The sequence below is a fragment of the Streptomyces sp. NPDC048111 genome, assembly GCF_043202815.1.
Lineage (GTDB): Bacteria > Actinomycetota > Actinomycetes > Streptomycetales > Streptomycetaceae > Streptomyces.
The window spans coordinates 69,213-82,687 of record NZ_JBIDBD010000002.1 but is presented as its reverse complement, the minus strand read 5'-3'; the positions used below and the strand labels follow the sequence as shown (position 1 = coordinate 82,687).

11 protein-coding genes are annotated in these 13,475 nt (G+C 73.5%); 6 read left to right on the top strand and 5 right to left on the bottom strand.

What is annotated here, in order from left to right:
• Positions 1-60 precede the first annotated feature (60 nt).
• Together ACGF3I_RS05105 and ACGF3I_RS05100 are read right to left on the bottom strand one after the other, a co-directional pair.
• Positions 61-282, bottom strand: a complete 222-nt coding sequence (locus tag ACGF3I_RS05105) for a hypothetical protein (protein WP_393129201.1) — start codon at positions 280-282, stop codon at positions 61-63.
• A 134-nt stretch (positions 283-416) separates the two neighbouring features.
• Complete coding sequence (locus tag ACGF3I_RS05100) at positions 417-1,433, bottom strand: hypothetical protein (protein WP_393129200.1); 1,017 nt, start codon at positions 1,431-1,433, stop codon at positions 417-419.
• Positions 1,434-2,255: 822 nt separating this feature from the next.
• Here ACGF3I_RS05100 and ACGF3I_RS05095 point away from each other — a divergent pair.
• Together ACGF3I_RS05095 and ACGF3I_RS05090 are read left to right on the top strand one after the other, a co-directional pair.
• A complete protein-coding gene (locus tag ACGF3I_RS05095; RefSeq protein WP_393129199.1) occupies positions 2,256-3,098 on the top strand; it encodes an SDR family oxidoreductase in 843 nt (280 codons plus the stop codon).
• Positions 3,099-3,290: 192 nt separating this feature from the next.
• Positions 3,291-4,145, top strand: coding sequence for a class I SAM-dependent methyltransferase (locus tag ACGF3I_RS05090; protein ID WP_393129198.1), 855 nt, complete (start codon positions 3,291-3,293; stop codon positions 4,143-4,145).
• Positions 4,146-4,179: 34 nt separating this feature from the next.
• Here the strand turns inward: ACGF3I_RS05090 and ACGF3I_RS05085 are convergent, their stop codons facing one another.
• Entirely contained in the window at positions 4,180-5,676 is a 1,497-nt protein-coding gene (locus tag ACGF3I_RS05085) for an IMP dehydrogenase (RefSeq protein ID WP_393129197.1), read from the bottom strand.
• A gap of 408 nt (positions 5,677-6,084) precedes the next feature.
• Between ACGF3I_RS05085 and ACGF3I_RS05080 the strand changes: the two genes are divergently transcribed.
• Both ACGF3I_RS05080 and ACGF3I_RS05075 read left to right on the top strand, forming a co-directional pair.
• Complete coding sequence (locus ACGF3I_RS05080; RefSeq protein ID WP_393129196.1) at positions 6,085-6,645, top strand: hypothetical protein; 561 nt, start codon at positions 6,085-6,087, stop codon at positions 6,643-6,645.
• Positions 6,646-6,797: 152 nt separating this feature from the next.
• Complete coding sequence (locus ACGF3I_RS05075) at positions 6,798-8,054, top strand: DUF4241 domain-containing protein (protein WP_393129195.1); 1,257 nt, start codon at positions 6,798-6,800, stop codon at positions 8,052-8,054.
• 38 nt (positions 8,055-8,092) lie between these two features.
• On the opposite strand, the gene ACGF3I_RS05070 is transcribed toward ACGF3I_RS05075, so the two are convergent.
• Positions 8,093-8,539: a MarR family winged helix-turn-helix transcriptional regulator gene (locus ACGF3I_RS05070; RefSeq protein ID WP_393129194.1), complete on the bottom strand. Its 447-nt coding sequence runs from the start codon at positions 8,537-8,539 to the stop codon at positions 8,093-8,095.
• 249 nt (positions 8,540-8,788) lie between these two features.
• Between ACGF3I_RS05070 and ACGF3I_RS05065 the strand changes: the two genes are divergently transcribed.
• Positions 8,789-12,232, top strand: coding sequence for a hypothetical protein (locus tag ACGF3I_RS05065; protein ID WP_393129193.1), 3,444 nt, complete (start codon positions 8,789-8,791; stop codon positions 12,230-12,232).
• Positions 12,233-12,409: 177 nt separating this feature from the next.
• A complete protein-coding gene (locus ACGF3I_RS05060) occupies positions 12,410-12,910 on the top strand; it encodes a hypothetical protein (RefSeq protein ID WP_393129192.1) in 501 nt (166 codons plus the stop codon).
• 57 nt (positions 12,911-12,967) lie between these two features.
• On the opposite strand, the gene ACGF3I_RS05055 is transcribed toward ACGF3I_RS05060, so the two are convergent.
• The gene (locus tag ACGF3I_RS05055; protein WP_393129191.1) at positions 12,968-13,345 is read right to left on the bottom strand and encodes a DUF2752 domain-containing protein; all 378 of its coding nucleotides are present in this window, start codon (positions 13,343-13,345) and stop codon (positions 12,968-12,970) included.
• Positions 13,346-13,475 lie beyond the last annotated feature (130 nt).

Below are 13,475 nucleotides of genomic sequence, written 5' to 3'. Positions count from 1 at the left end.
TTCGTCGGCCCGGTGACGCGCGGCCGGTACCACCGGGGCCACGGGCGGGAGCCCGGCGCGTCAGGACGATCCGTACTGGTGGGCCGGAGCGCCCTGCCACTCGATCTCGGGAGAGTCGCCGTCGACCATGGCCTCGGCGTCGGTCTCGTCGATGCCCGACTGCCGCAGGAACTCGATGACGTCCATGTCGGAGTACGCGACGCCGATGTCCTGGCCGAGTGCGGTGACATGGCGGCCACCGCGCCCCAGGGGCCGGTGCACGATGATGGGCGGCTCGATCATGGCTCCACCCTCGCCCGGCCGCGGGGCCGGCGCACGTCGGCCGAGCGAGGGGAGGGGGGTGTCCGACGGGACGTCGAAGGGGCCCGGACACGAGGTTCGTGTCCGGGCCCCTTCCGACAGCGGCGACCGCTGGGTCAGACCTTGTCGGCCGCCCGCTGGGCGGGCTTGCGCAGCAGCGCCACGCCCGCCAGTGCGGCGGCGACGACGGCACACAGCACGACGACCGTGGTCGCGCCCGCGAACGAGCTGCCCAGACTGTCCCTGAGCACATGCACGGACTTCAGGCCCACGCCCACCGAATGCAGGCCCGCGGTGGCGACGGCCGCCGCCGCACCGAGTGCCCAGGTCCACACTGCGTCGTGCAGGGGCAGCAGGCACGCCAGGGTCAGACACGCGGCGGCGATGACCATGGAGGCGGCCGAAGCCGTGCTCCCGGACCGTACGGCCACGATGTCGGTCGGCAGATGGATCACGCCGATCAACAGCAGGGCCGCGGCGGCGGGCCACCGCAGGACCGACCGCAGGGCCGGCATCCTCGGCGCCACCGCGGCCGGGTCACCGGCGGGCGCGGGGGCGCCCTCGGTGGTGCCGGTGACCGCGGCGGCCGTGGCTTCCGCGGCCGGGGCTCCCGCCGCACCCGCGACCTCCGCCCCGGTCACGGGCTCCGCCTCGGCCGGGACGGCCGGGCCTTCCGCGGGAGTCGCCGGGACCGGGGCCGGCGGCGCGAAGGGCGGCGGCGCCATGGCACCCGAGGGCGCCGACAGCGCCAGCGCGGGCATGGCCTGGTCAAGGGCCGTGTCCGGGGCCGTGTCCGGGGCCGGCGGCGCCAGGGCCGCCGGGCCGAACGGGAGCAGGGACGTTTCCTGGGCCGGCCGGGGTTCGGCCGGGGGGACGTTCCCTTCCGGGCGGAAGTCGGCGATCAGAGCCGCCACCTCCGCGATCGGACGCTCCGTCGCGGCGGCGCGCAGCGCGGTGTCGGCTTCCTCGTCCGTGTGCGGCGGTTTCTTGAGGAGGGAGATGAGCTGGCGCACCTCGTCCAGAGGCCGGGAGACGGCGGCCATGTGCAGCGCCTCGTCGCCGGGCCGCGGACGTTCACCGGTCTGGTTCAGCAGGTGCGCCAGAGAGGCGACCTCGTCCAGAGGCCGGTTCATGGCCGCTGTTCGGAGCAGAGTGAGATGGGTTGCGTCGCCCGAGTGTTCCGGAGTCACTTCGTCCGGTATGGGGCTGGGGTCAGTTGCCATGAAGTTTTCCTTTGCCGAAGCTGCTTGAGAGACCACTGCGGCAGTCCGTGTGTGCTGTCTCTGATGCACACATCCGGTCCCATAACAGCCGAGCCACGACACCCCCGCCATTCCGGCCGGGGCGTCGTAGCGGGTGCGACCGCTCCTCGCGGCCCCGCGGTCCGCCGACTTTCCGGCCGTTCTCCCCGTTCTCCGGCCCTCCGAGCGGCGGTTGAGGTCCTGCGCCGAACGGGTGGCGAGGAGGGCGGGGCCACCGGGCGCGGGTCCGTGCCGGGGCGAGCGGTGCCCGGTATGCGGGCGTGCGCGCCGGATGTGCGACCGCGCGCCCGGGCGTGCCCCCGCACGAGGGGTGACGGTGGGCGAGCGGCTCGGCGACGATGAACTGCCGCCACCACCCGAGCGGCCGTGAGCACGGCGGCCGCACCCGTACAGTTACGCCCACCGTCGCCACGACCCCGTGCCGGTCGCACGGGGCACGGGCCGAGGATCTCCTGGCACCGGCACGGAACGCCTGCGCCGCACACGGCCACCCACCGCGCGCGACGCCCCCGCCCGCCTGCCGACCCCCTTGCCGCCCGGGTCCGCGCCATGCCCTGCCACGCGGCACCCGGCGATGCCGCGCTGCCGCGCGGTGCCCGACCACACCACCACCATCGGACCCGACCGCACCGCGACCATCGGGCCGGCCCACACCACGGACATCCGGAACGACTCGGCCTTCACGGGGGAACCATGGGACGACGCTGGCTGCTGACCGGATGTTCCTCAGGCCTGGGGCACGCCCTGGCCACGGCCGCAGCGGCGGCCGGCGACGAACTGGCCGTCACGGCCCGCAAGACCGCCGATCTGGAGGAGCTGGCCGCCGGATGGCCCGGCCGCGTCATTCCCGTCCCGCTCGAACTGCGGGACGCGGCGTCCTGCGACGAGGCCGTGCGCATCGCGGCCGAACGGCTCGGCGGCATAGACGTTCTGGTGAACAACGCGGGCGTCGGCCTCTTCGGCGCGGTCGAAGAGGTCTCGGACGCCGAACTGCGCGACCAACTGGAGACGTTGGTCGTGGGTCCCTGGCGACTGATCCGCCGCGTCCTGCCCGTGATGCGCGCCCAGGGGCACGGCCACATCCTCAACGTCTCCTCCGTCGTCGGCCGGATGGCGCTGCCCGGCATGGGCGCGTACGTCGCCGGAAAGCACGCACTCGAAGGGATGAGCCAGGCCCTCGCCATCGAGGCCGCCCCGCACAACATCCGGGTCACCGTGCTGGAACCGGGCACGTACGCCACGCGGTACGGCACGGCCATGACCGAGGCGCGCCACCGCGTTCCCGCGTACGACGGAACCAACCGCGAGATGCTCGAAGGCACCCGCGGCCTGGTGGACAACCCCGAGATCGGTCGCCCCGAGGACTTCGCGGCGCGGGTCCTGGCCATCGTCGCCGCCGAGGGCCCCACGCCGCTGCGCATCCCGATCGGCGACGACGCGTACGGATACCTGGAGGCCGCCGACCTCGCGTCCCGCGAGGAGCTCGCCGCGGCCCGCGCCCTCACCCAGGGTCACCAGGCCGCGCCGCCTGCCTGACCCGCGCCGCCGCCTCGACCCGCCCGGTCGGCCTCACCCGCGCCGCCTGCCTGAGGTACCCCCAACCCGGCCGCGTCACGTCCCGGGCGCCCGCGCCGCGCCGATAGCCTTGCACGGAAGGCGAGTTGAGCCCGTCCGCCCCGCGCAGTTCGCGGCGGGGCGGACGGGCTCCACGACACGGAGGTGGCGCGGATGACACACGGTTCCGGGACGGGGCGGCCCACCATGACGCCCGCCGTGCAGGAGGCCTACGGTCCCTCCGATCTGGGCTCCATGCCGCTGTTCGGCGGCGGCTTCATCAACTTCGGCTACTGGCAGGGCATCGACCTCGACCGGCCCCTGAGCGAGGAGGACCGCGTCAGGAGCCAGCAGGCCATGTACCGCCATGTGCTGGCGCCGTTGGCATCCGTGGCCGAAGGGCCCCGTGCCGTGGAGGTGGGGTGCGGTCTGGGCGCCGGCGCCGCGGTGGCGGTGCGGGAGTGCGGTTTCGCGCACGTCACCGGGATGGACATCCACCCCGAGCAACTCGCGCGTGCCGCGCGGCGCAACGCCGACCTGCTGAGCCACCACCCGGAACGGCTGCGGTTCGAGCGCGGTGCCGCCGAGTCCATGCCGTTCGAGGACGGCGCGTTCGACTGCCTCTACAGCGTCGAGGCCGCCCAGCACTTCCGCGATCTGCCCGCCTTCACCCGGGAGGCCGCGCGAGTTCTGCGCCCCGGCGGACGCGCCGTCATCGCGAGCTTCTTCGTCCCCGACGGCGACCCGGGCCGGGCCGGCCGGCTCCGCGGGCTGCTCGACACGTACGCCAGCGGCCTGGATGTCGCCCACAGCGTGCCCGCACTCGTCGGCGGCCTGGAGGACGCGGGCCTGACCGAGGTGCGGGTCACCTCGATCGGGGCATCGGTGTGGCCCGGCTGGGACCGCTGGCTGGCCACGATGTGGGAGCCGGGCACCTGGCCCCGCAACTTCCTGCGCGCCTTCGACGAGGGCAGCCTCGACTACTACACCGTGACGGCCCAACGTCCCGCGCACGCAACGGAGTTGTGACGGCCACCTACCCGGCGCCCCGTGACGCTCGGGATCAGGCGACGGTCGCCGGGGTGTCCCGCAGGGTGACGTTGGCGTGGCTCTCCTGGAAGCTCTGGTCGGAGACCAGGGTCAGGCGGGCCGTGGACTGGAACTCGGCGAGCGTGGCCGAGCCGCAGGAGACCATGGTGGTCCTGAGCTTGGCGGTGGTCAGGGCGAGCCCCTCGTCGAGGTCTCCGGCGTACGGCACGTAACCGTCCACGCCCTCCTCGAAGATCAGGCCCTGGCCGCCCTGGCCGTAGCGCTGCCAGTTGCGGGCCCGGTTCGAGCCCTCGCCCCAGTACTCCTTCACGAAGCCGTCCCGGGTGGGCAGCTTGGCGCCCGCCGCCTGGTCGAAGCGGGCGAAGTAGCGGCCCATCATCACGAAATCGGCTCCCATCGCGAGCGCCAGGGCCACGTGGTAGTCGTGCACCAGACCGCCGTCGGAGCAGATCGGCACGTACTGACCGGTGCGCTCGCGGAAGGCGTCCCGCGCCGCGGCGACATCGAGGAGGGCGCTGGCCTGGCCGCGGCCGATGCCCTTCTGGTCGCGGGTGATGCAGATGGAGCCGCCGCCCACGCCGACCTTGACGAAGTCGGCGCCGGCCTCGGCGAGGAAGGTGAACGCCCGGCCGTCGACCACGTTCCCGCCCCCGACCGGGATCTCGGGATGGTGCTTCTTCACCCAGGTCAGGGCCTGCGCCTGCCAGTCGCTGTAGCCGTCGGACGAGTCGAAGCAGAGGGCGTCCGCGCCCGCGGCGAGGAGGGCGGGCACGCGTTCCTGGTAGTCGTGGGTGTTGACGCCGGCGCCCACGCGCAGCCGCTTGGCGGAGTCGACGGCCTGGTGCGGGAAGCGCTTGTTGTCCGCGTAGTCGGACCGGAACACCAGGTGCTGGAGTCGGCCTTCGGTGTCCAGGACGGGAAGACAGTCGAGGCGCTGGTCCCACAGCCGCGCGTTGGCCTCGGACAGAGTGATGTCGCCCGGTGCGTACGGCAGTTGGGCGACGGGGGTCATGCGCCCGCTCACCGGCCCGTCCAGGTCGTGGCGCTGGGGGTGGAAGTCCCGCGAGGTGACCAGGCCGAGGAGCCGGCCCGTAGCGCTGCCGTCCTCGGTGACGGCGGCGGTGCTGTGACCGGTGCGGCGCATCACGGCGGTGAGGTGGCTCAGGCTGTCGTCCGGGCGGACGTTGGTGTCGCTGGTGACGAACCCGGCCTTGAAGTTCTTCACCTGGCGCACGGCAGCGGCCTGGTCCTGGATCGACTGGTTGTGGTGCAGGAAACTGAGACCGCCGTTGCGGGCCAGCGCGATGGCGAGTTCCGGGGTGCTGACCGCCTGCATGATCGCGGAGGTGAAGGGCGAACCGAGCTCGATCGCCGACCGTTCGCCCACGACGTGCCGCACCAGCGGGGTCCGCAGATCGACCGTCGCGGGCGTGCAGTCGGTCCTGGTCCTGTTCGGCAGCAGCAGGAACTCGTTGAACGTCCGGGATACCTCGGCGATGATCTGTGCCACTCGTTCCTCCTGACCGGTCGGCAGGGCCCGTCCGGCCCGCCGTGAAGAACGCCCCCGTGTTCCTGGCCCTCGGGCAGACAGAGTCGGCATACCGGCCGTGGTGGTGCCACGCGCCGCGGCAGAGCCCTGACCAGCCCCTGGGTCGAACAGGTGCGGTCGTGACCAGGCACCTTAGCGACTGCCTCGACCCGCCTGCGAATCGGGTGGCCCGGGTCCGGGCCGGGCAGGAGCGTGCACGCCATGGTCCGGAACTCCTGAACTCCGGTACGGAGATGGCTTCCGGTACGGTCCTGCCATGCCAACCGACAACCGTTTCCCCGCGGGCGGGAGGGAACTCGTCGGCACGAGGGACCTCGCCGCACCGCTGCCGGGCAGCCGCCGCCGGCACACCGAAGACGACGTGCCGGCATGAGCGCTCTTGAGCAGGCCGTTCCGGTCGGCATGCCCGAACTCGCCTGGTGGCTCAGCGATCCCGGGCTGTGGGAGCTGTTGGAGTGCGACGAGCGTCACGACAGCGATGGCCTCCCCGTAGACCCGAGTTCAAAGGACCGCGCACAGCTCCTCGACGATCTGATCCGCCTCCCGGAACCCGTCGACCTCGACTTCGCCCGGTTCTTGCTGGTGCAGGAGACGCGATGGCACGGTCACTCCTGGGGTTTCAGCCACAGCATCGAACTCGCAGCTCTTCTCGTCGCCGAGCACCGCCAAGTCCAGGACATCTGGCTCCTCTGGGAAGCGGTCGCCAGGAGCTTCGACACCTGGTGCGGCTTCCAGCCGCACACCCTGCTGTTCGCCGCTGGGACCGCTCGCACCGTCGAGTACATCGGCACGTGCGACCACGCGCAGCGGAGCGGTCTTCTGGAGCACCTTCACGAGATCCCCGAACCCTCCGAGGAAGCGGTCATCGCGCATCTGACAGGCCGGCGCCGCTACTACGTCGAGATCCTCGACGAACTCGATACGCCGTAACGCGCCATCGCCCAACGACGGCGCAGCGTGGTGCACATGGCCGTCCGTACCCGCCCGCGCCGACCCACCAACCCTCTGTGTCACACCTCGATGGCAGACTGGCGGCACGAGGAAGTTGCGGACGGGCAGGGCGTTGCGACAGGGGGCATCCGTTGCGCGCCATCGTCCGGCGGGGGTGGCTGGTGCCACGGGGGAGAGGTGCGGCTGTGATCTTCGACAGTCTTGATGTGTCGTACGGCGAAATGTGGGGCTCCTATCGGGGGATGACACATCCGGACCCGATGTCGCGGGCGCTCGCCGCACGCAAGCATGCTGCGGGGAAGGATTACGCGGTGCTGCTGTCCGCGCGGGAGCGACCGCTGGCCCTGATCGAATACTGGCCGCGCCGGATGTGGCGTGTGTACCTGTTCGACGACAGGTCCTGGTGCATGCAGATGATCGACTTCAAGCCGCACGGCACGGGGACGCTGCTGGCTCAGCAGAACGTCCGCTGGCAGTTCTCCGACGAGCACGGGTTTGCGTCCGGTGCGTGGATCGCTCAGGAAACCACGACCGTCTCGGCCGACGGGCAGGTCGAGGTGAGATCCGAGTTCGCTGCAGCGCGGGGAGAGTCGGCGGGGCCGTCGCAGGCTCGAACGACCGGCCCGTCGAGCGACCCGGTGCGGCGTTTCCCGGCGCCCGTCGAGGACTTCCTCTGCCCCGCACCGGAATTCGGCGACTGGCAGGTGTTCGCCCCGTTCCTCGCCCAGCAGGGCCACGAGCCGGCCACGACCGTAGTCCTGCGGGACGTGTCGGTGGCGGAGGGGTCGGGGCCGCTGCGCGCCACGGACATCGAGGAGCTGTTCGTTCCGGGTGCGTGCGACACCCCGGAGGGGCCGGCCGTCGTAGAGCCCGCCGACGCCGGACTGCTGCGGATCACGTCGGGGCAGTTGGTGGTCTCGGACCCCGGCTGGATCACGGAGACGCCGCGGACCGTAACCGTGCCACCGGGTGAGTTCCCGGTCACGCTGTCCCTGTTGCGCACGCCGCGCGGAACCAGTGTCGCCGCGGCCGGGGTGAGGTTCCTGGACGTCCCGCCCAGCGAGTGGGACATGCTCCTTCAGCCCGACGAAGACCTGGAGCTGCTCGGCGAGGGCCAGTTCTACGGGGTGGGCGTGGATACGGGCACAGTGGCTTTCCTGGATGCGACGCGGACGGTGCTGGAAGACCAGCTGGACGAGGACCTGTTCGAACCCCTCGACAAGCGGCTCAGCGTCGAACTGCCCGGCACGGAGACCGAACCGAACCTCATCGCCTTCAGGGCCGGGCAGGGCGACGGAACCTATCCCGTCTGGGTCGGCCGCACCGCTGACGGCCAGGTTGGTTGCGTCGTCGTCGACTTCCAGCTCCGTTCTTCCCCACGTACCTGACGGAGCGTCAAAAGCATTGCCGGGTGCGGGCGGACGCGCTACGGGGTGAACGGGCCGTCCGTGACGAAGCGGCGCAGCTGGCGGGCGAAGGTCGCCGCCTCGCCGGGCTCCCACGAGGCGAGGCCCGCCTCGATGTGCTCCGACAGACGCCGGCGCAGGGTGTCGACCGTGCGCTCGCCCTCCTCGGTGAGGGCGAGCAGTGTCGCGCGCCGGTCGTGCGGATCGGGCTCGCGCCGCAGCAGTCCCGCCGCCTCCAATTGGGAGGCGCGGCGGGTGACCCCGGAGCGGTCGAGGCCGACCTCGGGGGCGAGGTCGGCCGCGCTGCGGGGCCCGCTGCGGGCCAGCCCGCTGAGGACCGGATACGTCAGCTCGTCCACGGCCTCGCCCAGGCCGGAGGTGAGGGTCCGGTACAGCGTGCTGCGCGTGCTGCGCTTGAGGAGCACGCCGAGGGCCTCGGCGATCTCATGTCCTGTGCTGGTGTCCACCGTTTCAGGGTAGCGTGCGCGGTGCACGTATATGTGCGGACCTATCCGTGCGGACGTATCTGTGCCGCGCGCGAGCAGTCGTGTATGCCCACGGTCCCGTACGCCGACCGGCCGACCGACCAACCGGGCGCACCGCACCCGCACCCGCACCGCTCGGCGTCCGCCAGGGCGGGTGCGTCGCGACCGCCGGACCGGGGCCGTCGCATTAACCCGTGGGGAGAAAACGCCTCATCGGACACAATGGCCGCAATGATCTCTTCAGCCGACGAGCTGCTCGTCGTCCTCGACCCGCTGCCGCACGCCGCCCGGCTCCGCCGCACCGCCCTCACCGCTCACCGTCTGGCGGCCCGGGGCGAGCTGTCACCCCTGCTCGCCGCCCTGGACGCGCGCGGCCCCTACGAACGCCGTCTCGGTGCTCTCGCCGCCCTGGCCGCAGGGGAGTTGAGCCACTTGGCCGCGCGCCTCGGCGACCCCGATCCGGTGGTACGCCGCTACGCGCTGCGAGCGGCCCGGCGTCCGGAGGTGCCGGACGCCGCGATCGAGGCCGCGTACGACGACGCGCCCGCCGTGGTCCGCGCCGGCCTCGCACGGCTGCTGCGCGACGGCGGCCGGCCCGCACTCGCCGAGCGGCTGGTGGTGCGGGTGGCCACCGAGTACGGAGTGCCGGACGCGGCCCGGCTGTTGGCGGGCTGCTCGGCGGACTTCGCCGCGGAACGCATCGACGCCTTCGCGGAAGGTCTCACTCCCGAAGACCTCCTGGCGCTCGCCCGCCGCCACCCCGCCGCCGTGCTCGACCACGCGGAACGCACCCTGGCGGGCCTTGGCGGGCAGGCACGCGACGCGTGGTGGAGACGGCACTCCAGCGCGCTGGCCGCCGCTCTGCCCGCCGCGCCGGCGCACGTCCTCGACCTCCTGGAGCGGTACGGCCCCGACGGCCTGCCCGACCCGGTGCACGACCGGCTGACCAGCCTCGTCGCGGTGGACGCCGAGCGCGTCGCGCGCTGGCTCGCCGACCCGGAACGAGCGGCCGCACGGTGGGAGCGCACTCCCGGGCGGGCGGCCATGCGGATGCTGGTGGCCGCGGATCCGCCGTCACTGCCCCGGCTCGGTGCCAAGTGGTGCAACCGGCAGGCCTTCACCGACCTCCTGCGCTCGATGCCGTTGGCGCGCCGGGCCGGATTCCTGGACGCCTCCACCGCCGAGATGGGCCCGTACGAGCGGAAGCGCGTGGCCGCCGGGGCGCTCGCGCTGCTCCCGCGCGACGAGCGGCACAGCCGCGCGAGGGCCGCGGTGGCAGAGGTCCGGGCCGAACAAGGCACGCACTGGGAGGTGTGGGAACTGCTCGCCCTGCTGCCGTCGGCCGAGGCCCGTCCCGAACTCAGCGCCGCCCTCGCCAACGGGGACGCCGATGAGCGCGGGACCATCTGGGACCGGCTGATCGTCAACGCCGCCCTGACCCGGGAGCCGACCGAGGTCGCCGCCGTGCTCGCGCTGGCCGCGGCCCGGCTGACCAACGAACGCGACCCCGTACGCGAGGAGGCGTTGAGCGCCATCGTCGCCGTGCCGGTGCCGTTGCTGAGAGAAAGCCTCGCAACTGACGTGTCAGGCGCGGGAGTTACTGGTGCGCACGCCCTGCGGCGCCTGTGTGAGGACGGCCTGAGAGCCCGGGACTGCTCGCCTGCGACCCGGCTCAGGCTCCGCACCCTGGCGGTGCGGCTGCTCGCCGCCGGAACCAACCCGCCGCAGGGCGCGCAGGCAGCGGCGACCGTGGAGGAGATCGCGCTCCGGAGCGCGGCGCACCTCATCGAGGCCCTGACCGCGCACACCGGCACGGTGGAACTCGGCCCGCCGGGCAGCCTGCGCGGGCCCGCCGTGCACACCGTGCTCAACGTCCTCGGACCCTGGCTCGACCGGGCCGCCGAGCGACGGGACACCACCCCGCTGCTCGCCCTGCTCGCGGCCTGCGGGTCCGGTGCCCGCCGCATACCGCAACTCCAGGAACGTCTGGAACAGGCCCTGCTCACCTGCCCGGACAACGCCTTCGACGAGATCGCCGCCGTCTGGCTCGCCGACCCCGCGACCCGCGGCGAGCGCGTCGTCGAGCTTCTGAGGCGCGAACCGAGCGCGGCCTTCGTGCCGTCCGTGCTGACCGTCATCGCCGCCGAGCGCACCGATCTGCTGGACCACGCACTGCCTCACGTCCCGCCCGCGGGCGGTCGATTCCCCGCCACGGGCGCCCCGCGGCCACTGCCCCCCTTCCGGTGCGCCGACCGCTGGCTGCCCCGTCAGCAGCAGGCCGCGGTACGGCTCGCGGCGGCCGTCGTGGACGATGCCGGGCGCGGCCTCGACGAGCGCGCCGCGCTGCTCCGCGCGGTGGCCCCGGTCCCGGAGCACGGCCGAGCCCTGCTCCGGCAGTACACCGCCGCCTCGTTCGACGGGGACCCGGCGCTCACGGCGGCGGCGCTCGACGCCTTCGCCCACACCGACGAACCCACCGAGGTGCTCGGCGGCCTCCTCGACCACGCCGGCGACGACCGGGCCGCGGCGGTCTGGTCCGCGGCCGGCCGGGCCGTCGCCCATGCGCGCCCCACCCGGGTCGCCCCGCTGATCCGCGATGTCCTCGTTCGCGAGAGCGGGGTCAAGGTCACCGTACGCAAGGCGGCCGTACGGCTCGCCGCGCACCACCTCCCGCCGGCCACCGCCCGCGCACTCCTGTCCACGGCCGGCCGCGCCCCGGACGTCCATCCCGATGTGGCAGCCACCGTGGTCTCCGCCGCGGCGGCCCTGCTGCCTGCCGAGGACATGTGGGCCCTGCTCGAATCGGCGGCCGTGGACGGGCCGGACGAGGCCCGGCGCGCGCTCCTCGACCTGAGCCCGTCCCGCCTCGCCCCCGCCCTCCGGCCGCGCTACGGGGAACTGCTGAGTCGGCTCCCCGCGCTGGGGAGCGTGGAGACGGCGCACCAGGCCCTGTACACCCTCAAGGACTGGGGCAGGTACGCCCCCGAAGCCGGCAGGGCCCTCGCGGAGGTCTACACCGACCTCGCCTCGCCGCTCGAAGTGAGGCGGGCGGGGTACGGTCTGAGGGAGCTCGCCGCGTCCGAACTGCCGCACCCCGTCGGAGGGGTACGGCCCGGCAGCCTCATGCACGGCGTCGTGGACCGGCTGTTGGCCCGGGTGGCCGCCGGTGACGAGGGGGGCGAGCCCGGCGCGGACCTTCCGGCGCGCCGGCGACTGCACTCCCTCGTCGCGTCGGCGATCACGGATCCCCGCCTCTGCGCGGACCTGGCCCGCCAGTTGGCCGCCGAACCCGCCCTCGCCCGCACGCGTACCGCCCTCCTGGTGCGGGCGATCGATCTGCGGTCGTCGGTGGATCAACTGCACCACGCCTGCGCGGAGTTGACGAAGGCGATCGAAGGGCGGCCGGTCCTGGCGACCAGGGTGGCCGAGGACGTGGAGGATGCGCACCGGTACGGAAGCGCGCCGCTCGATCCCGCCGCGGGCCTCGCCGTGGCCGGAACGCTGGGCGCGCAGGGCGGCCTCGTGGAGGGGCTGCTCGCCGTCGCCCTCGTCACCGCCCTCGGTCTGCGGACGAGCTGGCCTCCCGTCTGCCGGGCGGCGATCCTCGCCCTGCGCCGCCACCCGGAGCATGAGGTCCGCGAGGCCGCCTACGTCACGGATCTCAGCGCCGACTGACGACGGTGACAGCCGCGGCCCCTCTCGCGGCTGTGCGCCCGAGACCCGCTCACGCGCTGGGACGTTGTGCCGCTGTGACCGATTTGCGACATTGGCCGGGCCCGCGGACGGGCACGTGTGACCTGACCATGTGTGCGGCGGCCCCGGTGGCCGTCCTTCAGGATCGGAGTACGCGTGATGCGTATCGTCGGGAACATCACCGCCCTTGCTGTCGCCACCGTGCTGGTGGGGGCGGTGGGCGGGGGAGTGGCGCAGGCGGCACCGTCCGGGGGTGGAGCGCCCTCCGCGTGTCGTCCGGCGAACCATCTCGCGAAGATCAGCGCGGCCCCGGCCTCGTCGGGGCACCGCCACTACCGGGTCACCCTGACGGCGGCGCCGGGGTACGCCGCGTGCGAGCTGGCCGGGTCGCCGGTCGACGTCCGGTTCTCGCATCACGGCGCGGTGGGCGCGGTCACCGCCGGGCGGTACGGCTCGCAGAGCGCGGTGGTGCGGTTCGGCCCGGGGCACCCGGTCCACTTCGACATCCAGGTTCCCAGCGGCCCTCGCGCGATCCCTGCCGACGAGGCGACCTTCACGCTGTCGGCGCCGGGCGGTGTGATCCCGGGGGAGTCGACGGCCCACGGCGCACTCGCCGTCGCGCCGGGCACGGTCGTCGGGCCGGTGCGGGCCGGCGCCTGATCGCGCGCCGCCCGGTCCTCCTGGCGCGGTTCGCCCGTCGCCGAGTTCCGCCGGTTGTCAGCGGCCCAGGACGTTGCGCACGACGGTCCACGCGAGCGCCGTACCCAGGATGAGACCGATCGCACCACGGCCGAGCCGCAGTCGGTATCGCTGCCCGCGCAGCCCCGCCAGGGCCCAACGGCCGTACGGATAAGCGGCCATGGGGAGGGCGGCGCACAGCACGGGGTTCATCCGAAGGGCAGTCCGCGCATCGCCGTGCAGCAACGCGTACGTCATTCGAGTCCCGCCGCAGGCAGGGCAGTTGAGGCCGGTCGCCCAGTGGAACGGGCAGCGCGGCAGCAACTGCGCGGGCTCGTAGGGACTGTGGCCGTACAGGTAGCACAGGCCCGCGAGGGCGGCGAGAGCCGCGGCGACCGGAGGCAGCGCCGCAGACAAGCGCGAGTGGGGGGGGGGGGGGGGGGGGGGGGGGGGGGGGGGGGGCGGGGCGGGGGGGGGCGGGGCCGGGGGGCCGGGGGGGGGCCCGCCGGTAGGGTTGGGCGAAGGGGGATACTGGAGGGGTAAGAAG

Excerpts from the sequence above, each read along its gene's own strand:
- ACGF3I_RS05105 (WP_393129201.1), bottom strand. The coding sequence starts at position 282 with ATGATCGAGCCGCCCATCATCGTGCACCGGCCCCTGGGGCGCGGTGGC.
- ACGF3I_RS05065 (WP_393129193.1), top strand. The coding sequence starts at position 8,789 with ATGATCTCTTCAGCCGACGAGCTGCTCGTCGTCCTCGACCCGCTGCCG.
- ACGF3I_RS05100 (WP_393129200.1), bottom strand. The coding sequence starts at position 1,433 with ATGAACCGGCCTCTGGACGAGGTCGCCTCTCTGGCGCACCTGCTGAAC.
- ACGF3I_RS05095 (WP_393129199.1), top strand. The coding sequence starts at position 2,256 with ATGGGACGACGCTGGCTGCTGACCGGATGTTCCTCAGGCCTGGGGCAC.
- ACGF3I_RS05080 (WP_393129196.1), top strand. The coding sequence starts at position 6,085 with ATGAGCGCTCTTGAGCAGGCCGTTCCGGTCGGCATGCCCGAACTCGCC.
- ACGF3I_RS05090 (WP_393129198.1), top strand. The coding sequence starts at position 3,291 with ATGACACACGGTTCCGGGACGGGGCGGCCCACCATGACGCCCGCCGTG.
- ACGF3I_RS05060 (WP_393129192.1), top strand. The coding sequence starts at position 12,410 with ATGCGTATCGTCGGGAACATCACCGCCCTTGCTGTCGCCACCGTGCTG.